The following is a 24,355-nucleotide window of genomic DNA, read 5'->3' as shown; positions in this document are numbered from 1 at the left end:
CTTTACTGAATGCCGCCCAGGCACATGTATTTGATTTCCAGATAGTCGTCCATGCCGTATTTGGAGCCTTCTCGTCCGGAACCGGATTCCTTGACGCCTCCGAATGGAGCCATTTCGTTGGAGATAAGGCCTTCGTTGATGCCGACGATGCCGTATTCCAGGGCTTCGCCAACGCGGAAGATACGACCCATGTCCTTGGTATAGAAATAGGCGGCGAGGCCGAATTCAGTGTCGTTGGCCATGGCGATGGCTTCCTCTTCATTGGCGAAGCGGAACACAGGGGCGACGGGGCCAAAAATTTCTTCTCTAAAAACCCTCATTTCCGGTGTGGCGTCGGCGAGGATGGTAGGCTCGAAATAGCAGGCTCCGAGGGCGGAAGGTTTGCCGCCGACGGTGGCTCGGGCGCCTTTGTCGAGGGCGTCGTTGACCAGGACTTCGACGTCTTTTACCGCTTTGGCGTTAACCATGGGGCCGTGGGTGACACCGTCTTCGGTGCCGTTGCCGAGTTTAAATTCAGAGACGGCAGCCTGGAGTTTCTCGACAAAGGCGTCGTAGACAGAGTCTTGCACCAGAATGCGATTGGAGCAGACGCAGGTCTGGCCTGAGTTGCGGTATTTGGAGGCGAGGGCGCCCTGCACCGCAGCGTCGAGGTCGGCGTCTTCAAACACCATAAAAGGAGCGTTGCCGCCAAGCTCCATGGAGGTTTTCTTGACGGTGCCGGCACACTGTTCCATCAGCACTTTGCCTACCGGGGTGGAGCCGGTAAAGGTGAGTTTGCGAACCTTGGGGTTGGAGGTCATTTCTCCGCCAATCTCGCGGGAGCTCTTGCCCACCACCATGTTAAAGACGCCGGGAGGAATGCCGGCTTCTTCGGCCAGGACGCACAGGGCGAGGGCGGACAGCGGCGTTTCAGTGGCGGGTTTGCCGACAAAGGTACAGCCAGCGGCCAGCGCCGGTGCGGCCTTGCGGGTGATCATGGCATTGGGAAAGTTCCAGGGGGTAATGGAGGCTACAACTCCCACCGGTTGTTTGATCACCAGTATGCGCTTGCTGTTGTCCGGTGCGGGGATGATGTCGCCATCAATGCGTTTGGCTTCTTCGGCAAACCATTCGATGTAATTGGCGCCATAGGCGATTTCTCCTCGGGCTTCGGCCAGGGTTTTGCCCTGCTCGAGGGTCAGGATCAGGGCCAGGTCATCCTGGTTTTCCATGATCAGGTTGAACCATTTGCGCAGTATATTGGCCCGTTCTTTGGCCGGTTTTGCGGCCCAGGCCGGCATGGCCGCTTCGGCGGCGTCAATGGCGGTGCGGGTTTCAGCAGCGCCGTGGTTGGTAATGGCGGCGACGACGTCACCATTGGCGGGGTTGATCACATCAACACTGCTGTCGGCGTCGTCGACCCACTGGCCATTGATGTAGGAGGCGGTGGCCAACAGTTCCGGGTGGTTGAGCGTGATCATAGGCGGTCTCCAGTCAGGTGAGTTCAGTGATCCTAGTATAGGCATTGCGCTTGAGGCGGACGGCGATTGTTCCATAGTTCGCTTCGACAATCAAAGTTAACATGTTATCTATTTCTAAGATTTATAGCGCCATTCGCAAAATTTCTAGTAAAAACCCGGGCTTATAGTTCTATATCGAATTAGCTCTTGTCCCTTCAATATCAACTGTTCTAACAACTTCCTTTCATTCATCCCAGAACCCACCACACTTGTATCATCGGACCGCAAGCGGGGTCCGCAAGCTTCAATAGAAATCCGGATGGGCGGAAAGATGATCGGTGTCAGTTTTTCCACAACCAATCGACTTGGTGATTTGCTGCTAGAGCGCAAGCTGTTAACCCCTGAACAGCTCCAATCTGCGGTTCGGGAACAGAGCGCTTGTTCCCTGCAGTTGGGTGAGATACTGATTCGCAATCGCCTGTTAACCAAACGCCAGGTCCGGCGTTGTCTGCGCTGGCAAAAAGTGGTTCGACTGGCGGCGCTGGTGACGACCTTTACGGTGGGTCCTGCCATGGTTGTCCAGGCGTTCGATTCCGGCGAACGTTATCGCTACCTGCAGAGCCTCGAATCCATGGAGCTCGAATATACACCTCCAGCATCGGAGTCGGGTATCCAGCGGTCAAGAGTGTTACCCCAGCAACCGGTTTTCAATCAGTTCAAGGGTGAATACAGTGCTGGTGTAACTCAATTCAGTGAAGGTGTCGCCTATCGGCTGCAGTGGGCCGGGCAGGGATTGGGAATGCAGCTTCACTATTGATCACACCGTTATTTTTATTGTCGGTAAAAATCCTTTAATTTCAATCGCTTACAGGTTTTTGTCGGCTAATATCCCGTTTTGCTAAAAAAATGTTGAAAATGAATTCAACTTTGTACTAGTATTATTTTGAAGTTGAAATCATTTTCAATTTCGGGGGGTATGGATTAATTCCGTATTCTTACCGGTCGAGGCTATATCGATCAACTGAGAGACCCGTCACTTGGTGAGAACCCTTTGGGAGGAGGGCTCAAATCGGTGATACGACGACCGCCAAGCGGTGCGTCAATTAACTGGATTTCGTCATATCACAATAAACATATGGGTTGTCACTATGAGCAAGAACACCGAGAGTTTTGACTTACTCCCAATCGCAGCCGCGATCACATCCGCCGCCATGATATTCACCGGAGTGAACGCTTCAGCTGAAACGGCCAGTGAATTGGCCATCGAAGAGATAATCGTAACCGCACAAAAACGCGCTACCTCTCTGCAGGATACGCCTATTGCGATTTCAGCATTTGATGCCAGCAGCCTGGAGAGTCTTGGCGCTACCAGCGTGATAGACATTGCCGAATATACCCCAAACGTCACCATGACCCGTTCACTGGGCAGCAAATACAATGTACGAATGAACATCCGCGGCATGGGTACCGCGGAGCCTTCACTGGCGGTGGATCCCAAGGTGGGTGTGTACCTGGATGGCGTCTACATGGCCCGAAATTCAGGAGCGGTATTTGACATTGTTGATCTGGAGCGGGTGGAGGTCTTGCGTGGCCCTCAGGGCACTTTGTGGGGCAAGAACACCACCGGTGGTGCTGTGAATATGATCACCGCCAAACCTCGCGGTGAGTTGGGTTTCAAGCAGCAATTGACCACAGGCAGTGACGGTTTGTTTAAATCCGTGAGCACCATCGATACCCCGGAGTTGGGTGGTGTCAGCGCCAAGTTGACTTATGCCCATAAAGCCTACGACGGTTGGGCCAAGAACATTCATCCGCACACCGAATCGGAACTGGGCAGCGAAAAAACCGATGCCTATCGCGTTGCCCTCTTGTGGCAGCCCTCGGACAATTTCAGTGCCAGCTACTCATTCGATAAAACCAATGGCGAAGCCGTGGCGGCACCGAATCAGTTGTCGGATGTGATCGTGCCCGCCGATGCACCCATCGGTTTGACCATTGATACCGTTACCGGTGCCGGTATTGCCGGCAATCCATTCGCCGCCATGGCCGCCGTGGCAGAACCGGACAAACGACTTGATACCTTTAATATGGACTCGGTGGGTGCCGAACATGTGGATATTCAGGGGCACAATTTGACGCTGAGTTGGGTGATGGGTGACGTAGAGCTGAAGTCCATCAGCGCTTATCGGCACTATGAGGCAATCGTCGAATCATTGGACACCGATGGTGTGGCCTATACCGGTATAGCTCTGGATCCGGCGCAGAATTATCAGGCCCCCTTGTTTCCAATTCAGATGGCGCCGGTCTACATCTTTAACAGCAGTAACCAAAAATCCCAGCAGCAGTTTTCGCAGGAGTTCCAGGCCATCGGTTCCGCCCTGGAAGAGCGGCTGAATTATGTGGTGGGTCTGTATTATTTTGAGGAAGACGGCAAAGAGCTTAACCCCTGGCAGATCACTATTTACAACCCAATGGCTTCGCCATTTGCCGCCTTGTCTCTCAATATCGGCAGCTTTTACAAGATTGAAAGCAAATCTGAAGCGTTGTTTGGTCAATTCACCTACGATGTCGACGAGCAACTGTCGGTTACCCTGGGACTGCGTTATTCCAAGGATGAGAAAACACTGACGTTACTGTCGGAAGATCCTGGTTTATTGCAGGACCACTCAGAGTCTGAAGACTGGAGTAAGTTCACCGCTGCGCTGACGGCCAATTATCAGCTCAACAACGATATCAGCCTTTACGCGAAAGTGTCCGAGGGTTACGCGTCGGGGTTGTTTAACCCGGGAACGATTGGTCGCGCGAGTTTCCCCGCGGACACCTCTGCGGCACTGACACCGGTCGATCCGGAGGAGGTGTTGTCCTGGGAGCTGGGCATGAAGTCCACTCTGTTGAATAACCGCCTGCGCATTAATCTGGCAACCTTTTACAACGACAACACCAACCTGCAGGTGACCGACTTTGTAGGTGGTATACGCCGCAGTTTTAACTCCGGTGAATCCACCACCACCGGTCTGGAATTGGATGCCGTTGCCGTGTTGGCGGAGGGCCTGATGCTTAACGTCTCCGCCGGTTATCTGGATGTGGATTTTGACGATGCCACCAAGACCCAGTCCAGCCCGCGCGACACTGCGACACTGGGGCTGGAATATAGCTTTGCCCCCCTGAGTTTTGGCCAGTTAGTGATGCGCTTGGACGCCACCTATACCGGCTCTTCACGTACTTCGTTTAATGATCCGGACACGGCCATTGATTCCCGCACTCTGCTGAATGCCCGCATCGGCCTGGAGGAACTGGAGCTGGGTAAGGGCAGTCTGCGAGTGGCGGCCTGGGCCCGTAATCTTACGGATGAAGAGTATCGTTTCCATGGTGCCAATTTCAGCTTTTATCGCGGTTACACCTGGGGCGATCCCCGCTCGGTGGGGGTTGATGTGATTTACGAATTTTAGTGTCGTGAATCCGAAGTTCGTTGAAAAATTCCTTCGCCAAAAATTGGATAACGGCGTTGGCTGAACTTGACGTAGCACCACTACGCCTGCGTCCAGCCGCCTTGTTCTCCAGTTTTTGGCTTTGAAATTAATTCAACGAACTTCAGACTCACGACACTAGATTTCTCCGATGCGCGGCCTTGGGTCGCGCTCTGTTTCAGACCTCCAATCTGTTCGCTCCCCCCCGGCATTTGTCCGATTTGTTCCCGACCTCTGGCGCTAATAGGGAACCTCCAACGTCAGAGCCACCGTTACCGACGGTGGCCTCGCTCCGGATCATCAGCACAATGAACGCACTATGCCATCGAGCTGTCGACACATGCCGCCGATGACGACGTCGCTTTCTACCGCTTGATGGTCAATATTGGCAAGAGTGTGATTTCCAAATCACCCTGGATAATATTCATCACTCTGTGGATGGCATTGGTGGCAATGGTGTCGCCCCAGCCATTGCTGGGACGACAGTATCTGGCGGTGTTTTAAACGCCTAGCGCTTTATTGGGTGCTGGCCTGGTAGTCGCCCTTGAGGTGGCGTTCGAGAAAATCCAACAGCACGACTTTGGCGCGACGATCGGTATCGTCGTCGCGGCCAACAATATAACCGCGTTTAATGCAGTGGGGCACATCGAGCAGAATCATGGCGCGGGCCAGTGCCCGCTCGCCCCGACTGGCATCGGCAGGTGGCGTTGATACGGCTTCGCCGTCAACGGTGGGAAAGCCCTGATCATCAAACGAAAAGCGACACTCACTGACATAGGGGCTGGATTCAGACAGGCGACGAGGGGAGGCATTTTCCCAGGCATGACCTGCACCTGCAAACACATGGGATTCCACGTGGCTGCCATAAGCTTTTAATTCGGTCTCTACCTGCCGGCAAACATCCAGGTCGATGCTCGCATCCTGATCGCCTTTCAATGCCAGATAAGCACCGCCCGTGGAACCGGCTTTGCCCATATTCTGATGGCAGGGGCCGTAGGTATCAACGTGCACGGCAAAGGGTGGCACGTCAGGCGCCACAATGGCTTTGATGCGCGGGTCCATGGCGTAACGGCTCGCCATACCGCCGTAGGAATAGCCTGTTACTCCAATTCGTTCAGCGTCAATGGCGGGGTGAGTATTGAGCAGTTTCAGGGCTGAATAGGCATCGACCAGTAAATCGCTTTCTGTGGTGGTTAACACTTTCAGGTGATAGGGCAGCTCCGGTGTGGCGCCCCGAGGTTCGTAGTAATCCAGTACAAAAGCCGCATAGCCGTTATCTGTGTAGAGTTTGGCGTAGCGGTCTTCACGACCCTCTGCCAGACCACCGCTGCCATGAAGAATAATCATCGCAGGTACAGGATTGCTTGCGCTGGCCGCTTCCGGCAGATGCAGGACACCTTTGCCTGTGGTCGCAGGTGCCCGCTCAAACCGGTTGAGCAGCACGCTAAAGTCATAGGGGCTTTTGGACTCGAAATAGATTTCGCCTCGCTGGGTTTCATTGAGTGTGGTCTGTGGCTTCGGGTAATCCGGGAATGGAGGAAGATCGAGGGAGTTTACCCAGGGCAGGCCAATACCGCCGTACTCGGTCTGCACATGGTAAACGCCGACTCCCACGCCGGCGAACAGTAAACCGGAAAAGGCCAGGGCAATAGGCTTAAGTTTCATGCAGGGTTTTCTCTCCAGTCGATTCAGCAGGTGCAGTCATTAATTGATTGATAAAAAGAGCTTCGGCCTTGGAAAGTACTTCGTCCCCCAATCGGCATTGCCCTATGGTGAACACTTTCTTGCCCTCAATACGCTCTATAAAGGCCTCAAAGCGCAGGGGCTGATAAAGCGGTGTGGGTTTAAGGTATTGGACATTCAGGTACAGCGTCGGACCCGCTACCCCCTGGGTGGTGCTGAACATGGCCAACAGTTGATCAAAAACCCCGGCGATAATGCCCCCGTGAATGCAGTTGGGTGGCCCCTCGTACACGTCATCCAGGGTCAGTTCCACCGTCAGGCGGTCCGATTGAAGTTGGTAATTCCAGATCGGCGCAATGGGATTGTAGAGGCCGCTGATGGGGCTGTAGGGCTGCACGGCGTTGATATCGCCGCCGTGGTCTGGCTTGTAATACTCCAGTGCGCGTCCAATAACATAAGGACTGTTGTTGGCTGCCAACTGTTCCAGATGACCCGCCAATTCATCCAGATGCTCGGCAGGGGCATCCAGACGCATTTTCTGACGGATAAGCGATCGCAGTGCGTCGTTCACCCGTCGCAGCGCTCTGCGTTGTTGGTCCGTGGCCTGGCTGTCGCGGTTGTGTGTGTTGGCTTGCATGGATGGTCCTGCCGGAAAGTTGTTACTGGTGGTTATGAAGCTATCACAGTTGATATTGAATTCATATTCAAAATTGTGATGATTGATCGTCCGTTTGTAGGAGGAAAATTTGGTGATACGCAAAGCAGACACACATAATCGGACATCCTGAAACAATCTTGACCGCTCCAGACTGGCCTGCAACCGCGCAGATCACTTACAATCCGGCAACCTATTGCCCCCAAGAGCCACCAGAGTTCCGGGGTTTGAGCCCAGAGTACAGCGAACCCTGGAGTTAACATGACGTACCAACACTTGTCCCTGGAAATAGACCAACAAGTCGCTCATATCACCATTAAGCGCGTTGCCATGCATTTGCCGTTTATGAAGGAATTGCTGGAAATTGCCATGGAGTGCGACAAAAACGATGACATCCGCGCGGTTTTGATCAGTAGCGATCAAAAATTGTTCAGTGCGGGTGGGGATCTTGCCTATTTTGCCGAGTCAGGCACTGATATCGGCGCGGCCATCAAGGAATTGACCGTTTATCTGCACAGTGCCATCTCACTGTTTAATCGCATGGATAAACCCACCATCTGTGTTGTTCAAGGGGCTGCCGCAGGTGCCGGAATGAGTTTCGCTGTCCAGTGTGATTTTGTGATCGCCTCTGAGAAAGCCAGTTTTAGCGGCGCTTATACCGCTGCCGGATTGTCACCCGACGGCTCTTCGAGCTATTTTCTGCCACGTCTGATTGGCGAGCGCAGAGCCAAGGAGATGCTGATCACCAACCGTAAAGTTGGCGCACAAGAGGCACTGGAGTGGGGTTTGGTCAACCAGGTGGTGGAAGCGGGCACCGAGCTGGAAGCCGGAAAAAAACTGGCCCAACAGCTGGCAGCGGGACCTTCCAAGGCATTCGGCAGCGTCAAACAGCTGATTCAGCGTTCCTCCACCGAGAGCCTGGAGAGCCAGATGGCGTTGGAGGCAGAAATGATTGCATCCAATGCCGGCGGCGAGGATGGTCAGGAGGGTATTAACGCGTTTCTGGAAAAGCGCCGCGCCGAGTTTAAGGGGCGTCGTTAGTGTTCAGTTGCCTGGTGTTCCAAACTTGGACTGCGGATTAATGCAGCGAACCTCGGTTTCAGGTTACTGATCCGGGCAGAAAATTTCTTTGAGTACGGCGATAACCCGAATGGCGTTGTCGCCCTTCAGGCGGTAAAAAATGGTTTGGGATTCCCGGCGGGTATCCACCAGTTCTGCCTTGCGCAGTGCCGCCAGGTGCTGTGACAGAGACGATTGACTGAGCGGCACCAGGTCGTTGAGTTCACCCACTGACAGCTCGCCGTCAATGAGGGTGCAGAGCACCATCAGGCGATGCTCATTACCCAGGCTTTTCATCAATTGGGCCGCTTCGCCCGCGTGGGCCGCCATTTGTTCCATTGTCGCCATCAGTCGATTTGGGTTTTCTCTAGCACTTTGGCTTCCATTGTCGAATTCATACCCATCTTGCGCCCCTGATCGAGGGCATCTTTTAAACTGTCTCCGGCCTGCAGGCGCAACAGACTCCACACCATACCCACGCGGCTGCCGGAACCGCAATGCATCAGAATGGGAGCGTCGCTATTGTCGAGCAGATTTCGGATTTTTGCCAGGGTTTGTTGGGAGGGAAGCGAACGGGAAACCGGAATATTGATATAGCTCAGACCCAGAGCTTCGGCATCACGTTGCTCTTGCGCAGTGCCTTCTTTGGGGGTGCGCAGGTCCAGGATGGTTTTAAATCCCTGTTGTTGCAACAGAGGCAGGGCACCTGAGCGAAGTTTTCCGGAGGTGGAGAGCCGTTGGTCAAAGGTTTTGAAGTTTACAATCCGGTCCGCAAGCACTTCTTGGGCAATAATCGTACTGGATTGTACCGCCAGAGACAGCAATGCCAATAGCGCTAACAGATGGCCGTTTGAAGTTATCTGTGACCGCATCGTAAACCTCTCATAATGACCGCAAAGAGATTATATTAGGTAATTCTAATGTAGTTGTCTATGCTGCGTTATCAGTCCAATGCCACAAAGTCAGACGTCCCTGTCTGCAAAAGCCCGGTTTAAAGCCCGGGCGGGCTCAGGGTTAGCCCTTGCTGCGCTTGCCGTTACCGTCGCTGTAGTTGGCCGTCAGATCACCTCTCAGGGCCGCATCGCTGAGCATGCCGGCTTTCAGGTTGAGGCCCAGAGCGGCAAAGCAGGAAAGCTGTTCCCGGCTCAGCAAGCGCACAAAGCGATTATGTGCGGAACGTACCAGCGGATGCTGAGAGCTGGAGGAGAGTTTTAACAGCGCCATGATGTCATCGAGTTCCTGGCTCGGGCGGAAACAGACATGTTGCGCAATTTCCACCTGCATTCGTAACGAGTAAAGTGCTTTATCCAGGTTGTTGTCCATCGGTATCAGTCGCATATCCTTTTCGACCTCGGTCTTGCTTTCAGTATCAATGTATCAAAAGCTCCGCCAGCTGTTTGTAAAAGGCTGTAAAACGTTTTCTTACATAATTTTTACCGCTGGGGGCTTGCGCTGGAGCCCTTGCAACTGCTCAAATCCAAGCTGATGGCAAAACGGTACGTACAATAAGGAATCCAGGAAACTGCGGGGGGCGGTGTGAAGATTGCGCTTTTGGAAGATGACCAGCAACAGGCCGATCTGGTGTGTCAGTGGTTGCAGGAATCCGGCCACGAGGTGGTTCACTCGGATCGTGGCGATACTTTTTTGCAGTGCTGCTACGAGCAACCATTCGATATGGTGATCCTGGACTGGGAATTGCCGGACACATCGGGACTGGAGGTGCTCAAGCAGCTGCGGCAGCAGGATCAGTTCAGTTTTCCGGTGTTGTTCGCCACCCAGAGAGATAGCGAGGAGGACGTGGTCAGCGCGCTGGCGGCGGGGGCTGACGATTACCTGGTTAAACCCCTGCGACCTATGGAACTGGCTGCCAGGCTGGAAGCGCTCAGGCGGCGAGCCGGTATTCGCTCACCCGATGATGTTCTGACGCTGGGGCCTATCACCATTGATACTCAGCGCTTGAGTGCCGAGGTCAACGGTGAGGCGGTGAAGTTAACCCAGAAGGAGTTTGCCCTCGCCGTTGAATTCCTGAGCAACCCCGGCAGAGTGTTGTCGCGGGAGTATTTGTTAAAACAGATCTGGGGAGTTAACGCTGCCCTGAACACCCGCACGGTGGATGTTCATGTGAGCAAGGTTCGCCGCACGCTAAAAATCAATCCGGACATGGGGTATTGTATCACCACTATCTATCAGCACGGATACCGTTTGGAGCCCGTGGAATAGGGGTAGGGGACAAGGAGCGGATTAAGGAACCTTCCGATGAAGCGATTGATCGCTGCGATTAGCCTGCAGCTAATCATGCTGGCGCCAGCACAGAGTGCCGAGTGGCTTTATAGCGTGAGACCTGACGACACCATCTGGGATGTGTGCCTGAAGTACACCAACAAACGCAGTTGCTGGATGCTCTTGCCGGGCATGAATCAGATTAAAAACCCCTACGTGATGCCTCCCGGTCAAATTCTGCGAATTCCCGTCAGCTGGCTGAGAGTCCAACCGAAACCCGTTGAGGTTACCTTTGTGTCCGGTACGGTAAGCGTGCGGGAATCCGGCCAAACCAGAGCGGTCCGGGTCGGCGACAAGCTGCCCATTGGCGCTGTGGTGGAAACAGCGGCCGGGCACGTTAACCTGCGATTTGGAGACGGCAGCAGCTTGCAGTTGGAACCCGATTCCCAATTGTCGCTCGATGCGATGACCACACACATCGGCAAGGGCATCGTGGACAGCCAGCTGCGCCTGAATCAGGGCGCCGTCAAAACCCGTGTGATTCCGCGCACGCCGGCAACCCGATTTCGAATCACCACACCCACGGCGGTGGCGGCTGTGCGAGGTACGGAGTACCGGGTCAGTGCGAGCACCGAGGGTGACAAAGGCGTGATGCGGGGCGAAGTGTTCGAAGGCTTGGTCGAGGTTAAGGCAGACAAACTGGTACAGTCGGTGGCTGCCGGTTACGGCATTACCGCCCGCGAGGACCAACCGCTCGAAAACCCCAAACCGTTATTGCCCGCACCTAGGTTTACTTCCAGTGACGCACCCAGGTTGGCTCCCGCCACCGTCACCTGGGAGGCCCTCGAAGGTGCCAGCCGTTATCAACTGGAGTTGCTTAATGACAATGAAGGGGAGGAGCTACTGAAAAAGCTCACCCCGACGCTACCCCGAGCTATTATTGATCAGATTCAACCCGGGTGTTATCGCCTGCGCCTGCGCGCTATTGATGCCGATGAACTGCTGGGTCTGGCGGCCTCTCAAACGTTTTGCATTGCGCAGCCGCTGGTAGCCCCGGTGCTCAATCCCGGCCTTTGGCAAAAGCAAGGGCGTCATGCCGCCACCCTGACTTGGGCGGCGGTGCCCACTGCCGTTTCATACCGGGTGCAGGTGGCCACCGATGCTGAATTTACGCAGCTGCTGCGGGATGAAACCCAGTCGGCTACAAGCCTTTCGCTAGAGTCCAAGCAGGCGTTGTATGTTCGCGTCAGTGCCATAGGTGAGGAAGGGCAGCAAACCGAATTTTCCAATGCGTTGCCATGGCAACCCGGCAACTACGACTGGATTGTCGCAGCGATCTACACTCTGATTATCGTTGTCCTCTGGTAGCACCCTGGGATGATGGGAGGTGTAACCAGGTTTTTGATGCAGCGCCGCTCTCTGTTGGCGCTGGGAGTGGCACTGACGCTGTTGGTGGCTTTGATGAGTTCGCAAAGGCTTACGCGAGCACTGGACTGGCTCTGGTTTGACCTGGTTCAACAGATCAGTGCGCTGCCGCCGCCCGACGATTTGGTGATCGTTGAGATCGACGAGAAAAGCCTGCAGTCGCTGGGCCGCTGGCCCTGGTCCAGAGAACATCATGCCGAATTATTGTATCGCCTGAGTGAGGCTCGGGCGGTTGTGTTTGATGTGATCTTTGCAGACGCTGATACCAGAAACCCAGCGGGAGACCTGGCGTTTGCCAGAGCTCTATCTGAGCACGGCCGGGTTATCTTGCCTCTCTATCTGGAGCAATTGGGGCGTCAGGGGCAGGTGATGGAAGTGGTGCCTGCATCCCGGTTTTATCAGGCGGCCGCTGCGATTGGTCATGTGCATGTGGCGCCGGATACCGATGGCGTGGTGCGCAGTCTCTATCTCAAGGAGGGCCTGGGAAATCCCTATTGGCCACATCTCTCCTATGCACTGCATCAATTGGTCTCCGGTTCCAGTGAAGCTCCAAAAGGGGTGAGGGACAGGGTCGTTGAGAATTCCAATGATCCTCACCTTATTGCCAGGGATTTTCACAACTGGCTGCCAATGCCCGGTTCTCATCAGGGTATTGTTCACCACTCGTTTGTGGACGTGCTTGAAGGACGGGTAACGGGATTTGAAGGCAAAATCGTCTTTGTGGGAGCGACTGCTGCTGGTCTGGGAGACCTGTTTACCACTTCGGTGGGGTCTATGCCGGGGGTAGAGCTCAATGCCTGGAGCTATCAGGCGCTGAGTCATGAGCTGACTATAGTACGCCCCGCTCAAACCACCGTTACCTGGATTTGTGCAGTGGCGGTGCTGTTGTTGGTGGTCATGCTGGGGCACTTGAGTCCGGCGGCGTTTCTGTTGGCGACACTGGGCTCTTTGGCGGTCATTCTTTTTGCCAATACGATACTGCAGCTCGGTTTTGGTATCTGGTTGCCCGTCAGCCCCATGGTAATAGCTCTGTTACTGTTTTATCCCCTTTGGAGTTGGTTGCGACTGGAGGTGGCGTTGGCTTATCTGCGGCGGGAGTTGCGGGAGCTGTCCCCGGTGAATCTGCCTGCAACGATTGCCGGTACAGAATTGGTGGAGCGAACGGTGCACCGATTGAACCAGGCCCAGCATCAGGCCAGGAAAGATCGCCGTTTAATAGAACAAAGCCTGGAAAACCTTCAGGATGCCGTCATTATTGCGGACCTCAGTGGCAAGACTCTTCTGATCAATAGCGCGGCGAAAGGACTTTTGGCGCCGGTGATAAAATCAGATGCGGAGGAGAACCTCTTTGAGGAATCCGGAACAGAGGTAGAACCGGGCCTGTTGCATTGGCTGGCGACCCTGGAACCGGCCAACAATCGCAGTTGGAGCGAATTGTTGCGTGAACTTCTGCAAAAGCAACAGGCGTTGTCTCTGCAGGCGAAGCAGGAGGACCGGGACCTGTTTGTGCAGGCGGCTCTTATCAGTCTGGAGAACCGCGAACCCGACACCTTGATCATTACGGTAACGGACGTCAGCGAACTCAAGGCGGCCGAAAAAGCCCGTATGGAAGCGCTGAACTTTCTGTCTCACGATCTGCGTTCGCCACTGGTGTCTGTACTGGCTATTGTTGGCATGCAGCGGTCGGATGATCCGCCTTCACCGGAACAGGCCCTTAACGATATCGAGCTGCTTGTCAGCAAAAACCTTAATTACGCCGAGAGCTTCCTGCACCTGAGTCGTGCCCAGTCGCTGCAGCCGTCACAATTGCGTCTGTGTGATCTACACGCGGTTCTGGATGCGGCTCAGATGCAGGGCATGGCGCTCGCCCGCAGCAAACAGATTCAACTCAGGTGCGAGCGCACGGACGAAGACGCCTGGGTGATGGGCGAGCAGGACATGCTGGAGCGGGCACTGTTAAACCTGATTTCCAATGCCGTCAAATACAGTATGCCTCTGACAGAGATTGAATTGTCACTGCAGCGCAAGGGCAAGCAGATGCTATTGCAGGTGTCGGATCAGGGTAAAGGCATCGCCAGTGAAGATCTGCCCACCCTGTTCGACCGTTTTACCCGATCAAAAAAACACCAGCAAGAAAAAGGCGCGGGATTGGGGCTTCACTTTGTGGCGACGGTGGCAAGACGGCATCAGGGCCGGGTCACTGTCGAGAGTCAGCCAGGCAAAGGCAGCCGGTTTATTTTGGCGCTGCCCGCATGTGACGAGAGTGAGTTGGACAATTAGGGTCCAGGGGCTTGTTAAGCAACGCCAACAGGGCTATAACTGCGCGCTCATCGGATTTTAATAGGGGTAGAGTCATGAGTGCCAGCGGATCAACTGCGACCGGATCAACAAAAGTGGCCATTGTCACCGGCGGGCGCACCGGCATTGGCCTGGCGACGCTGAAGCGGTTTCAGCAGCAGGGCTACAAGGTCATCAATATTTCGCGCAAGCCATCGCCCCTGTCCGGTTGTATCAGCCTGGAGGCTGACTTTACCCAGCCGCATTGGTCTCAGCAGATAGGCGCGGCTCTGGAGGCCGAAATCGCTGGTGCTGAGCAGCTGGTACTGGTACACAATGCCGGGCTGCACGTGAATGATTCCGCCATGGAGGTGGATGCTGAAGCCATGCGTCGGTCTTTTGATGTTAATGTGGTGGCACCGGCGACCTTGAACCGGCTGGTAAATCCTCACCTGACTCCCGGTTCTGCCATTATCTATGTAGGCTCCACGCTCAGTGAAAAAGCCGTGGCTGGTTGTGCCTCATATGTGAGTGCCAAACATGCATTGGTCGGTTTGATGCGCGCCACCTGTCAGGATCTGCAGGGGCGTCAGGTACATACCGCCTGTATCTGCCCAGGCTTTACCGATACAGAAATGCTGCGCGAGCATGTGGGTAATTCAGATGAGGTGCTGAAGGAAATCGCCAGCATCTGCACCTATGGCCGTCTGATCAATACCGATGAAATTGCCGGGACACTGTATTTCTGCGCCACCAACCCTGTGGTCAACGGCACCGTGATGCACGCCAATCTGGGACAGATCGAACGCTGATCAGTTCATCTGCAGGTAGCGTTTAAGCTTATAAGTCAGGTAATAAAACGGGCCTGTGTCCAGCAGCGCACAGGTCATTTTAAACAGGTAATTACTGCCCATCAAAACCAGCAGCTGTTGGGTGGTGATGCCGCCGGCGAGGTAAACGGCCCCAAAAGTAACGCTGACCACCATAAAGGAATCCACGGCCTGGCTGATCAGGGTGCTGAAGTTGTTGCGCAGCCACAGGTGACGGCCTTTGGTCAGCCGCTTCCAGAAGTGAAACAGTTTTACGTCACAATATTGTGCGGCGGTGTAAGCCATCATCGAGGCAAATACCGCTCCCGAGGTCAGCGAGTACATCAGGTCAAACAGTTCCACGGAACCTGATGCAGTGCTGCCATCGGGCAAAGGCACGTCAGCGGCCAGATGCAGTACCTGCCAAGGCGGCATGGCGGAGGCATCTACCGGCGCTACCAGCTGCCCCAGATACATACAGCCCAAAATAAAGAAGTTCAGGCACAGCCCGACGGTGACCAAAAAGTTCGCGCGTTTTTTGCCGTAGAGTTCGCAGATGAGATCCGTGCACAGAAACGTGAGCGGGTAGGGTAGCACGCCAACCGCCAGCGCCAGGGGCCCCAGCTGCACAAAACGGCTGATGCCGATCACATTCAGCAGCGTCATGGAGCACAGGAAAACGCCTGCCAAAACCAGGAACACCCGCTCGCGCCTTTCGCGCAGGTCGGCATCAACCGCAGCCTCGGTTGCTGGGTTCAGTGTGGCTTCCATTTGATTATCTCCCTGTTTCAGGATCGCACCCAGTGGCTGGAACCCCATTGACCGGGACCTGATGATACCCGCATGACCAGTTCCGTAATCATCGGATTGTCGCCGAACAGGGGATCGCTTTGCAGTTGTTGCAGCAGGTAATGGGAAAGCTCTTCGATAGTGATATTGGTAACGGGCAGCAACAGGGTATCCGCTTTGGGAAAGGGGATCACCTCACCGTTAAAGTGTACTTCATAGCAACTGCCGGTGTCCTCGATACTGTGGTAGGGACAGTCCCTGGCCAGCAACATGTACTCGTCAAGGTCTTGGCAAAGGACGGCCAGTTTTTTCTTCAGCAGACTGTAATCAAAGCACATACCATCGTCACCGACACGAGCGGTGGCGCTGGCGGAGACAAAAAAGTTATGCCCGTGCAGGCGCTCGCGCTCCGTGGCGGAAAACACGGTGAAATGAGCCGCGGAGAAGTGCAGGTACTCCTTGCTGATATCGATGGTGGTCAGTCGTTGTCTGTCAGTATTGTTTGAGTTTTGTACTTCCACTTTGGCCTCGAATGTTTTTATATCTTGCTTTTCACGGGTCATTGTCCAGCTTATAGCTGCGATACTCAATCTCGACGATATCGTAGCGCTGTTCCCCCTCCGGCGTGCGCAGGTAGACTTCGTCGTCCAGGCGCTTGCCAAGCAGTTGTCGGGCAAGCGGTGAGTCCATACTCAGCTTGCCTTCTTTCACATTAAATTCATCGGGCCCAACGATCTGGTAGGTGGTCTCTCCATCGTCGTCATCCACCAGGGTGACGTAAGCGCCGAAGAAGACCTTCTCCTTGTCGTCGGGAACGCGGTCGACAATGGTCAGCTCATCCAGCCGTTTGGTTAAAAAGCGTACGCGACTGTCGATTTCCCGCAGCCGGCGTTTGCCATAGATGTAGTCGCCGTTTTCTGAACGATCGCCATTCTTGGCGGCTTCGTGAACCACATCGGTGACCTGAGGACGCTCCACTTTCCATAAATGGGTAAGCTCTTCCTGCAGGCGTCTGGCGCCCGCAGGCGTAATATAAGCCGAACCACGTCGGCGCGGTGGTCGCCAACGGCCCATTAGCTGCCGTCTCCATTGGGTGATGGGTTGAGGTTGCGAACAGCCACGGGATTGATTTCGGTGGGTACATCAAAACCGAATACCTGGCCGTAAAAGCTCCACTCCGCCTCCAGGCAGCGCTGGATACTGGAGGCTTTGCGGAAACCATGACCTTCTCCTTCAAAGGGGACGTAGGCCACGGGCACCTGTTTTTCGTCCAGCAGAGACACCATGGACTCCGCCTGGTTGGGGGGAACCACCTTGTCATCCAGCCCCTGGAAAAAGATGACGGGGCAATTGAGCCGGTCGGCGTGGTGAATCGGAGAGCGCTCCAGGTAAAGCGTTTTTTCTTCCGGATAGGCGCCCACCAGACTGTCGAGGTAGCGGGATTCAAACTTGTGGGTGTCGCAGGCCAGGGTTTCCAGGTCGCCGATACCGTAAAGGCTGGCGCCGGCTTTAAAGGTATCGCTAAAGGTCAGGGCGGCCAGCACAGTGTAGCCGCCGGCGCTGCTGCCCTTGATCGCCAGTTGATCGGGGTTGGCCAAACCTTGTGCCACCAAATGATCAGCCGCTGCGCAGACATCTTCCACATCGTGCAGGCCCCAGGCGCGGTTGAGCTGTTCGCGGTAGTGGCGTCCATATCCCGTGCTGCCCCGGTAATTGACGTCCATCACCGCAAAGCCGCGGCTGGTCCAGTATTGGATTTTCAGATTAAGACCTGTTTCGGTGGCGCCGGTGGGGCCGCCGTGGCAGAGCACAACCAGCGGTGGTGTGCCTCCTTGCGGGCCTGAAATGTCGCCGTTGCGCGGTGCATAGTAAAAACCGTGAGCCTGGGCACCCTTGCCGGTGTCAAAGGTAATCGCCTGAGCGGTGCTGATCAATTCGGCGGGCAGTTGGTCTCCACTGGAACTGGCAAGGCGCTGGAACTCTGCGCCATCAAAAGCCAGCAGATCAGTGGTGCGGGTAGGGCTGGCAGCCAGAAACGCGGCGCGGCCGGACAGACATTGAATGGAGCCGACATCACAGAAGGGTGATTCAATATCGATCAATGTGCCGGATTCAGTATCGATGGTCGCCAAATGCCACTGGCCACCGTGGGTATAGCAGGCGAGGATTTCCGAGGCGCTGAGGAAGCCGTAGGTGGACATACCAAACACCCACTGAGGCGTGGCAAACTCAGCGGCCTTGGTGACTACCGGTTCCAATTCGCCCTCAGCCCCGAGGCGGTAAATATTCCACCAGTCGTTGCGATCAGACACCAGATAAAGCTGACCGCCGGGGCTCCACTGGGGCTGAAAGATAGACTCACCCGCACCGCCCGCTACTTTGCAAGCGTTAGTGGGCATGCCACTGTCGTCGATGTCTGCGAGCCAGGCTTCGCTGCTGTCCCAGGGCATGCAAGGGTGGTCCCAGCATAACCAGCTGAGCTGACTGCCATCCGGCGATAGTCGGGGATTGGAGAAAAAGTCGTGACCTTCAGCAATCACCGTGGGTAGTTTGGCACCATTGATATCAATAGCCACCAACTGGTTGGTCTCCTCAATACCCTCGGATTGGCATGTGTGATCCTCACGCAGGCACAGCAAACGCTGTCGCTCGCTATCCAGGCAGAAATCCGCATAGCGCCAGGGGCCCTCCGGTGTAATGGCAACAGGCTCGCTGTCGCCGCTTGCCCGATAGACACGTTGATCCGTCGACTGCACAAAGTAGACATCGTCACCATCCACGCAGTAGCTGCTGCCGCCATATTCGTGGGCTTTGGTGCGCACATCGCAGTGGCGGGGCAGGACTTCCTGCGCACTCTGATTCGGGCGTTTGCACATCAGCACGCTGCGCCCCTGTTCCTGTGGGCGTGACTCAACCCAGTAGGTGGCATCGCCGTAGAGGCGTGGTTCGCCAAGCCTTACGCTCTGGCGGGTAAGCATTTCGCTGTGAATATCGGACGGCCAGCTGCCGTAGGGGAGGATGGTGGTCATGGTGAGGTTGGGTGGCTCCTTCTAGCAATGGGTTCATTGTATTTCAGCTGGTAGAATGGCGGCAAACTTCTCATGGCCTGATAGTCGCTGTTTGCATGATTGATACTGACAACACCCTGGTTAAGACGCTGGCCGATTTCGAGCGTGCCCATGACCACGTGAATCGCTGGGTGGTGGCCTACAGTGGCGGGCTGGATTCCACGGTTCTGCTGCATCTTCTCAAAGGGATTGCATCCAAAACGCCCGTAGAAGCTGTGCACATCAACCACGGTTTATCTGAACTGGCCGGAGCGTGGCAGCAACACTGTTTGGAGTGCTGCACACGCTGGAGCATTCCGCTGCGCGTCATTGAGGTACAGGTGAAAAGCGTGGGCAGCGGTATTGAAGATGCAGCCCGCCAGGCCAGGTACACTGCCTTTGAGAAGGTGCTGGAAGCGGGGGACGGGTTGCTACTGGCCCATCATCAGGACGATCAGGCAGAAACCCTGCTGCTCAGGTTGCTCCGCGGCAGCGGCCCTCGGGGACTGGCGTCCATGGCTGTCAGCCGTGAATTGGGCAAGGCCAGGTTATATCGCCCCTTGCTGGAATTGACACGTCATCAGCTTGAGGTCTACGCCAGGCATCACCAATTGTCCTGGATTGATGACGACAGCAATGCCAGCCTCGAGTTTGACCGCAACTACCTCCGCCACCGGGTGATGCCCGCGCTTAAACAGCGCTGGCCCGGTGCTGCCAAACGCTTTGCAACCAGTGCCCGTCATTGCGCCGAGGCCGAGCAATTGATGATGGAGGTGGCGGCCTCGGATCTGGACAGGGCTGAACCTCAGCAAGAGCGCCTTGGCGAGAGCCTGGCTATGGCGCCCTTGCGACAGATGAGTCGCTTCCGACGGGGTAACCTGTTGCGCCATTGGCTGACCACCCGGGGGCTTCCATTGCCAGAGGAGGCCCACCTGGCCGAGTTTGAGCAACAGTTGCTCAATGGACGATCGGACAGTGAGGCCGAGGTCAGTTTTGGGGGAGTCATGCTGCGGCGCTATCGTGAGCGTTTGTACCGCTTGGCTCCATTGCCTGACAAGGTCGCGGAAGACTGTGACTGGGACGGCAGGCAGCCCTTGGCATGGGGGGGCTGGCTTCTGAGCTTGGAGCCGGTGCAATCGGGCGGCTTCAGATTGCCGGCAGAAGGCTTCAGAGTCAGCCGCCGTCTCCCCGGCGAGCGCTGTCACCCCGCCTGGCGCCAACATTCCCAGACGCTGAAAAAACTGCTGCAGGAAAGCGAAGTGGAACCCTGGCTTCGGGACCGGGTCCCCATCCTGCTGAATCAGGGTAATCCCGAACGCGAACCTGTTGCAGTGGGGCATTTATGGCCCTGTAAAGGGTGGCAGTGTGAAGCCGGGGAAACCGGTTTTCAGTTGCACTGGCAATCGCTTTTCAGTTGCTCGCGCAACGGCTCAGCACACCGGTCGGATAAATAGAGAGAAGATTGAGACAGAAGCCTCTTTCCGGTAGACTGGCGTCCCATCTTGAGGGCCGCCCGCGGCTGGGACTCAGTCGACATTCTGGGGCGCCCAAACCCAATTTTGATCATTAATTCAGCAAGGTTATTCATGACGCGATATATCTTCGTTACTGGTGGTGTTGTTTCTTCTTTAGGCAAGGGCATCGCTTCGGCTTCACTGGGCGCAATTCTGGAAGCCCGGGGCCTTAAAGTAACGGTGTTAAAGCTCGATCCCTACATCAATGTAGACCCGGGCACCATGAGCCCGTTCCAGCACGGCGAGGTCTATGTGACCGAAGATGGCGCCGAGACGGATCTGGACTTGGGCCACTACGAGCGCTTTATTCGTACCAAAATGAGCCGCCGCAACAACTTTACCACGGGCCGTGTCTACGAAACCGTGTTGCGCAAAGAGCGTCGTGGCGATTATCTGGGTGGTACTGTACAGGTAATCCCGCATATCACCGACGAAATCAAGCGTCGTGTGCTTGAAGGTGGCCGTGATTGTGATATCGCCCTGGTGGAAATCGGCGGTACCGTGGGTGATATTGAATCCCAGCCGTTTCTTGAGGCCGCCCGCCAGCTGAAAGTGGAGCTGGGTCGCGAGCGTGCTCAGTGGATTCACCTGACGCTGGTACCCTATATTGCCACTGCCGGCGAAACCAAGACCAAACCCACTCAGCACTCGGTGAAGGAGCTGCGCTCCATCGGGGTGCAGCCGGAAGTGCTGTTGTGCCGTTCCGAGAAAGAGGTGGACGTCGACTCCCGCCGCAAGATTGCTCTGTTTACCAACGTTGACGAGCGCGCGGTTGTGCCTCTGCCCGACGCCAAGACCATTTACTCTATCCCCCAGCTGCTCAAGGACTACCAGCTCGACCAGATCGTGCTGGAGAACTTTGGCCTGGAAGCTCCGGAAGCGGACCTGTCCGAGTGGGCCGCCGTGGTGGACGGCAAGCTGAATCCGGAAAACGAGATCACCATTGCCATGGTGGGCAAGTATATGGAGCTGTTGGACGCCTACAAGTCGCTCAATGAGTCCCTGACCCACGCCGGCATTCACACTCGCACCAAGGTCAATGTGAACTATATCAATGCCGAGGACGTGGAAGAGCAGGGGCTGGCCCTGATCAAGGATGCCGACGCCATTCTGGTGCCCGGCGGTTTTGGCGAGCGTGGTCTGGAAGGCAAGCTCACCGCGGTGAAATATGCGCGTGAGAACAACATACCTTATCTGGGTATCTGCCTGGGTATGCAGTCTGTTGTGATCGAGTTCGCCCGTAACGTGCTGGGTCTGAAAGACGCCAACAGTACCGAATTTGACAAGCAGACCAAAAACCCGGTGATCGGTCTGATTACCGAGTGGGTGACTTCGGACGGTGACGTAGAGAAACGCGATGAAGCCTCCGATCTGGGCGGCACCATGCGTCTCGGTGGCCAGGAGTGTCGGTTGGTGCCGGGCAGCCGCGCCCGTGAGGTTTACGGTGAAGACGTGATCGTCGAGCGTCATCGTCATCGTTATGAAGTCAACAACAATTATGTTGATCAACTGCAAAAGGCCGGCCTGAAAATCGGTGGCTGGTCTGCGGATGACAACCTGGTGGAGATGGTTGAACTGGAAGATCACCCCTGGTTTGTGGCCTGTCAGTTCCACCCGGAATTCACCTCCACCCCCCGCGATGGACACAAGCTGTTTACCAGCTATGTTCAGGCGGCAGTGAACAACAAAAAGGATTGATGCCCCGATGCTGAGTAAAACGATCGCGGTAGAGGATGTGCAAGTGGCCAACGACCGGCCATTTACTCTGTTTGGCGGCATGAATGTGTTGGAATCCCGTGATCTGGCCATGCAAGTGGCAGAACACTATGCGGAGGTGACGACCAAACTGGGCATTCCTTACGTGTTTAAGGCGTCTTTCGATAAGGCCAATCGTTCTTCCGTGCACTCCTATCGTGGTCCGGGCATGGAGGAAGGTCTAAAGATCTTTGACGAGATCAAGCAGACCTTTAAAGTGCCGGTGATTACCGATGTTCACGAGATCCATCAGTGTCAGCCGGTGGCTGATGTTGTCGATGTGATCCAATTGCCGGCGTTTCTGGCACGCCAGACCGATCTGGTGGAGGCCATGGCCAAAACCGGTGCGGTGATCAATATTAAAAAGCCCCAGTTTCTCAGCGCCGGGCAAATGAAGAATATTGTTGAAAAGTTTGCCGAGTGCGGTAACGAGCAAGTGATGCTGTGTGAGCGCGGCAGCTGCTTTGGTTACGATAACCTGGTGGTGGATATGCTCGGCTTTCGCACCATGAAAGAAGTCAGTGGCGGTGCGCCGCTGATCTTTGATGTTACCCATGCCCTGCAGTGTCGCGACCCCATGGGTGCGGCCTCCGGCGGTCGTCGTCAGCAGACGGCGGAGCTCGGTCGTGCAGGCATGGCCACAGGTTTGGCGGGTTTGTTTCTGGAGGCGCACCCAGATCCGGACCAGGCCAAATGCGACGGACCCAGCGCCCTGCCGCTGGCGAAGTTGGAACCCTTCCTGGCGGAGATGAAGGCGGTCGATGACCTGATCAAATCCCTGCCGGCGTTGGACATTAGTTAACAGCTATTTAAAACATCCTAACGGAGATAGTCTCGAAATGAGTAAGATTGTTGATGTAAAAGCCTACGAGGTGCTGGACTCTCGTGGTAACCCCACCGTCAATGCCGACGTGATTCTGGAATCCGGTGTTGTCGGCTCCGCCTGTGCGCCTTCCGGGGCATCAACCGGTTCTCGCGAAGCGCTGGAGCTGCGTGACGGTGACAAGAGCCGCTACCTGGGCAAGGGTGTCCTGAAGGCCGTTGAGAACGTAAACACCACCATCAAGAATCTGCTGGTGGGCAAAGACGCGGCTGATCAGCGGGCTTTGGATCAGGCCATGATCGACGCCGACGGCACTGACAACAAGGCCAACTTTGGTGCCAACGCCATTCTTGCCGTTTCCCTGGCCGCCGCCAAGGCTGCTGCGGCAGACAAGAATATTCCCCTGTACCAGCACATTGCGGACATCAATGGCACTTCCGGCCAGTACTCCATGCCTGTGCCGATGATGAATATCATCAACGGTGGTGAGCACGCCGACAACAATGTCGACATCCAGGAGTTTATGGTACAGCCCATCGGCGCCAAGACTTTCTCTGAAGCTCTGCAGGTGGGTGCTGAAATCTTCCACGCCTTGAAGAAGGTACTGAGTGGTAAGGGCCTGAATACTGCTGTTGGTGACGAAGGTGGCTTCGCCCCTGACCTGGCCTCCAACGCTGACGCTCTGGCGGTGATCAAAGAAGCCACCGAGCAGGCGGGCTACAAGTTGGGCGACGACGTTACCCTGGCTCTGGACTGTGCCTCTTCCGAGTTCTACAAGGATGGTAAGTACGATCTGTCCGGCGAAGGTAAGGTATACACCTCTGAAGGTTTCAGTGACTTCCTGGCGGAGCTGTGTGACCAGTACCCCATTATCTCCATCGAAGACGGTCAGGACGAGTCTGACTGGGATGGCTGGAAGTACCAGACTGAAAAGCTGGGTGACAAGGTACAGCTGGTTGGTGATGATCTGTTCGTAACCAACACCAAGATCCTGAAAGAAGGTATCGAGAAGGGTGTGGGTAACTCTATCCTGATCAAGTTCAACCAGATTGGTTCTCTGTCTGAGACTCTGGATGCTATCAAGATGGCCAAAGACGCCGGTTACACCGCGGTTATTTCTCACCGCTCCGGTGAAACCGAAGACACCACTATTGCTGACCTGGCTGTGGCCACTGCCGCCGGTCAGATCAAGACCGGTTCTCTGTGCCGTTCTGACCGCGTAGCCAAATACAACCGTCTGCTGCGTATCGAAGCTGAGTTGGGTACCGATAATGCGCCTTACCGCGGCATTGCGGAGTTCAAATCCTAAGATTTGAGTCTTCCTGCACCTGACAAAACAGGCCGGCATTGCCGGCCTGTTTTGTTTTTGACGGCAAGTGTTTTACCATCAGCC

General features: G+C 55.4%; 21 protein-coding genes. 11 read left to right on the top strand and 10 right to left on the bottom strand.

Annotated features, from left to right (window positions below; all coding sequences use genetic code 11):
* Positions 1–2: 2 nt before the first annotated feature.
* Positions 3–1,460 carry an NAD-dependent succinate-semialdehyde dehydrogenase gene (locus tag HBA55_RS09505; protein WP_166989838.1) on the bottom strand — a complete coding sequence of 486 codons (1,458 nt, stop codon included), beginning with the start codon at positions 1,458–1,460 and terminating at the stop codon, positions 3–5.
* Positions 1,461–1,758: 298 nt separating this feature from the next.
* On the opposite strand from HBA55_RS09505, the gene HBA55_RS09500 reads away from it, so the two are divergent.
* Positions 1,759–2,256 (top strand): cyclic di-GMP-binding domain-containing protein, MshE-related, encoded by a 498-nt coding sequence (locus HBA55_RS09500; protein WP_166989836.1) that lies wholly within the window; start codon positions 1,759–1,761, stop codon positions 2,254–2,256.
* A gap of 331 nt (positions 2,257–2,587) precedes the next feature.
* Positions 2,588–4,888 (top strand): TonB-dependent receptor, encoded by a 2,301-nt coding sequence (locus tag HBA55_RS09495; protein ID WP_166989834.1) that lies wholly within the window; start codon positions 2,588–2,590, stop codon positions 4,886–4,888.
* Between the two features lie 534 nt (positions 4,889–5,422).
* Here the strand turns inward: HBA55_RS09495 and HBA55_RS09490 are convergent.
* Both HBA55_RS09490 and HBA55_RS09485 read right to left on the bottom strand, forming a co-directional pair.
* The gene (locus tag HBA55_RS09490) at positions 5,423–6,571 is read right to left on the bottom strand and encodes a dienelactone hydrolase family protein (protein ID WP_166989832.1); all 1,149 of its coding nucleotides are present in this window, start codon (positions 6,569–6,571) and stop codon (positions 5,423–5,425) included.
* Entirely contained in the window at positions 6,561–7,226 is a 666-nt protein-coding gene (locus tag HBA55_RS09485) for a PaaI family thioesterase (RefSeq protein WP_166989830.1), read from the bottom strand. The genes HBA55_RS09490 and HBA55_RS09485 overlap by 11 nt, the downstream gene beginning before the upstream one ends.
* 279 nt (positions 7,227–7,505) lie before the next feature.
* On the opposite strand from HBA55_RS09485, the gene HBA55_RS09480 reads away from it, so the two are divergent.
* The gene (locus HBA55_RS09480; RefSeq protein ID WP_166989828.1) at positions 7,506–8,285 is read left to right on the top strand and encodes an enoyl-CoA hydratase/isomerase family protein; all 780 of its coding nucleotides are present in this window, start codon (positions 7,506–7,508) and stop codon (positions 8,283–8,285) included.
* Between the two features lie 63 nt (positions 8,286–8,348).
* On the opposite strand, the gene HBA55_RS09475 is transcribed toward HBA55_RS09480, so the two are convergent.
* The 3 genes from HBA55_RS09475 to HBA55_RS09465 form a co-directional block, all read right to left on the bottom strand.
* Positions 8,349–8,651, bottom strand: coding sequence for an ArsR/SmtB family transcription factor (locus HBA55_RS09475; RefSeq protein ID WP_166989826.1), 303 nt, complete (start codon positions 8,649–8,651; stop codon positions 8,349–8,351).
* A complete protein-coding gene (locus HBA55_RS09470; RefSeq protein ID WP_166989824.1) occupies positions 8,651–9,175 on the bottom strand; it encodes a protein tyrosine phosphatase family protein in 525 nt (174 codons plus the stop codon). The genes HBA55_RS09475 and HBA55_RS09470 overlap by 1 nt, the downstream gene beginning before the upstream one ends.
* A 142-nt stretch (positions 9,176–9,317) precedes the next feature.
* On the bottom strand, positions 9,318–9,641 hold the full coding sequence (locus HBA55_RS09465; protein ID WP_166989822.1) for a hypothetical protein: 324 nt from the start codon (positions 9,639–9,641) through the stop codon (positions 9,318–9,320).
* Between the two features lie 198 nt (positions 9,642–9,839).
* On the opposite strand from HBA55_RS09465, the gene HBA55_RS09460 reads away from it, so the two are divergent.
* The 4 genes from HBA55_RS09460 (at position 9,840) to HBA55_RS09445 (ending at position 15,037) form a co-directional block, all read left to right on the top strand.
* Positions 9,840–10,523 carry a response regulator gene (locus tag HBA55_RS09460; RefSeq protein WP_166989820.1) on the top strand — a complete coding sequence of 228 codons (684 nt, stop codon included), beginning with the start codon at positions 9,840–9,842 and terminating at the stop codon, positions 10,521–10,523.
* A gap of 36 nt (positions 10,524–10,559) precedes the next feature.
* Complete coding sequence (locus HBA55_RS09455) at positions 10,560–11,891, top strand: FecR domain-containing protein (RefSeq protein ID WP_166989818.1); 1,332 nt, start codon at positions 10,560–10,562, stop codon at positions 11,889–11,891.
* Positions 11,892–11,927: 36 nt separating this feature from the next.
* Positions 11,928–14,228, top strand: a complete 2,301-nt coding sequence (locus tag HBA55_RS09450; RefSeq protein WP_240946016.1) for a CHASE2 domain-containing protein — start codon at positions 11,928–11,930, stop codon at positions 14,226–14,228.
* Positions 14,229–14,302: 74 nt separating this feature from the next.
* Positions 14,303–15,037, top strand: coding sequence for an SDR family NAD(P)-dependent oxidoreductase (locus tag HBA55_RS09445; RefSeq protein ID WP_166989814.1), 735 nt, complete (start codon positions 14,303–14,305; stop codon positions 15,035–15,037).
* Here HBA55_RS09445 and HBA55_RS09440 read toward each other — a convergent pair whose 3' ends face one another.
* From HBA55_RS09440 to HBA55_RS09425, 4 genes are read right to left on the bottom strand one after another with little or no spacing between them, the layout of a single operon-like run.
* On the bottom strand, positions 15,038–15,805 hold the full coding sequence (locus HBA55_RS09440) for a queuosine precursor transporter (protein ID WP_166989812.1): 768 nt from the start codon (positions 15,803–15,805) through the stop codon (positions 15,038–15,040).
* 17 nt (positions 15,806–15,822) lie between these two features.
* Positions 15,823–16,344 (bottom strand): 6-pyruvoyl trahydropterin synthase family protein, encoded by a 522-nt coding sequence (locus HBA55_RS09435; protein ID WP_338109387.1) that lies wholly within the window; start codon positions 16,342–16,344, stop codon positions 15,823–15,825.
* Between the two features lie 31 nt (positions 16,345–16,375).
* A complete protein-coding gene (gene greB / locus HBA55_RS09430; RefSeq protein WP_166989808.1) occupies positions 16,376–16,897 on the bottom strand; it encodes a transcription elongation factor GreB in 522 nt (173 codons plus the stop codon).
* Positions 16,897–18,852 carry a S9 family peptidase gene (locus tag HBA55_RS09425; RefSeq protein ID WP_166989806.1) on the bottom strand — a complete coding sequence of 652 codons (1,956 nt, stop codon included), beginning with the start codon at positions 18,850–18,852 and terminating at the stop codon, positions 16,897–16,899. The genes greB and HBA55_RS09425 overlap by 1 nt, the downstream gene beginning before the upstream one ends.
* 95 nt (positions 18,853–18,947) lie before the next feature.
* Here HBA55_RS09425 and tilS point away from each other — a divergent pair, with 95 nt between their 5' ends.
* From tilS to eno, 4 genes are all read left to right on the top strand, one after another.
* Positions 18,948–20,324, top strand: a complete 1,377-nt coding sequence (tilS, locus tag HBA55_RS09420; protein ID WP_166989804.1) for a tRNA lysidine(34) synthetase TilS — start codon at positions 18,948–18,950, stop codon at positions 20,322–20,324.
* Between the two features lie 132 nt (positions 20,325–20,456).
* Complete coding sequence (locus HBA55_RS09415; RefSeq protein WP_166989802.1) at positions 20,457–22,082, top strand: CTP synthase; 1,626 nt, start codon at positions 20,457–20,459, stop codon at positions 22,080–22,082.
* A gap of 7 nt (positions 22,083–22,089) precedes the next feature.
* On the top strand, positions 22,090–22,941 hold the full coding sequence (gene kdsA / locus HBA55_RS09410; protein ID WP_166989800.1) for a 3-deoxy-8-phosphooctulonate synthase: 852 nt from the start codon (positions 22,090–22,092) through the stop codon (positions 22,939–22,941).
* 37 nt (positions 22,942–22,978) lie between these two features.
* Positions 22,979–24,271: a phosphopyruvate hydratase gene (gene eno, locus HBA55_RS09405; RefSeq protein WP_166989798.1), complete on the top strand. Its 1,293-nt coding sequence runs from the start codon at positions 22,979–22,981 to the stop codon at positions 24,269–24,271.
* Positions 24,272–24,355 lie beyond the last annotated feature (84 nt).

The organism is Pseudomaricurvus alkylphenolicus (assembly GCF_011683955.1).
GTDB classification, from domain to species: Bacteria; Pseudomonadota; Gammaproteobacteria; order Pseudomonadales; family Cellvibrionaceae; genus Pseudomaricurvus; species Pseudomaricurvus alkylphenolicus.
The sequence above is the reverse complement of the archived record's forward strand: the minus strand, read 5'-3'. Positions and strand labels throughout refer to the sequence as shown.

Excerpts from the sequence above, each read along its gene's own strand:
- HBA55_RS09505 (WP_166989838.1), bottom strand. The coding sequence starts at position 1,460 with ATGATCACGCTCAACCACCCGGAACTGTTGGCCACCGCCTCCTACATC.
- HBA55_RS09500 (WP_166989836.1), top strand. The coding sequence starts at position 1,759 with ATGGGCGGAAAGATGATCGGTGTCAGTTTTTCCACAACCAATCGACTT.
- HBA55_RS09495 (WP_166989834.1), top strand. The coding sequence starts at position 2,588 with ATGAGCAAGAACACCGAGAGTTTTGACTTACTCCCAATCGCAGCCGCG.
- HBA55_RS09490 (WP_166989832.1), bottom strand. The coding sequence starts at position 6,571 with ATGAAACTTAAGCCTATTGCCCTGGCCTTTTCCGGTTTACTGTTCGCC.
- HBA55_RS09485 (WP_166989830.1), bottom strand. The coding sequence starts at position 7,226 with ATGCAAGCCAACACACACAACCGCGACAGCCAGGCCACGGACCAACAA.
- HBA55_RS09480 (WP_166989828.1), top strand. The coding sequence starts at position 7,506 with ATGACGTACCAACACTTGTCCCTGGAAATAGACCAACAAGTCGCTCAT.
- HBA55_RS09475 (WP_166989826.1), bottom strand. The coding sequence starts at position 8,651 with ATGGCGACAATGGAACAAATGGCGGCCCACGCGGGCGAAGCGGCCCAA.
- HBA55_RS09470 (WP_166989824.1), bottom strand. The coding sequence starts at position 9,175 with ATGCGGTCACAGATAACTTCAAACGGCCATCTGTTAGCGCTATTGGCA.
- HBA55_RS09465 (WP_166989822.1), bottom strand. The coding sequence starts at position 9,641 with ATGCGACTGATACCGATGGACAACAACCTGGATAAAGCACTTTACTCG.
- HBA55_RS09455 (WP_166989818.1), top strand. The coding sequence starts at position 10,560 with ATGAAGCGATTGATCGCTGCGATTAGCCTGCAGCTAATCATGCTGGCG.
- HBA55_RS09450 (WP_240946016.1), top strand. The coding sequence starts at position 11,928 with ATGCAGCGCCGCTCTCTGTTGGCGCTGGGAGTGGCACTGACGCTGTTG.
- HBA55_RS09445 (WP_166989814.1), top strand. The coding sequence starts at position 14,303 with ATGAGTGCCAGCGGATCAACTGCGACCGGATCAACAAAAGTGGCCATT.
- HBA55_RS09440 (WP_166989812.1), bottom strand. The coding sequence starts at position 15,805 with ATGGAAGCCACACTGAACCCAGCAACCGAGGCTGCGGTTGATGCCGAC.
- greB (WP_166989808.1), bottom strand. The coding sequence starts at position 16,897 with ATGGGCCGTTGGCGACCACCGCGCCGACGTGGTTCGGCTTATATTACG.
- HBA55_RS09425 (WP_166989806.1), bottom strand. The coding sequence starts at position 18,852 with ATGACCACCATCCTCCCCTACGGCAGCTGGCCGTCCGATATTCACAGC.
- tilS (WP_166989804.1), top strand. The coding sequence starts at position 18,948 with ATGATTGATACTGACAACACCCTGGTTAAGACGCTGGCCGATTTCGAG.
- HBA55_RS09415 (WP_166989802.1), top strand. The coding sequence starts at position 20,457 with ATGACGCGATATATCTTCGTTACTGGTGGTGTTGTTTCTTCTTTAGGC.
- kdsA (WP_166989800.1), top strand. The coding sequence starts at position 22,090 with ATGCTGAGTAAAACGATCGCGGTAGAGGATGTGCAAGTGGCCAACGAC.
- eno (WP_166989798.1), top strand. The coding sequence starts at position 22,979 with ATGAGTAAGATTGTTGATGTAAAAGCCTACGAGGTGCTGGACTCTCGT.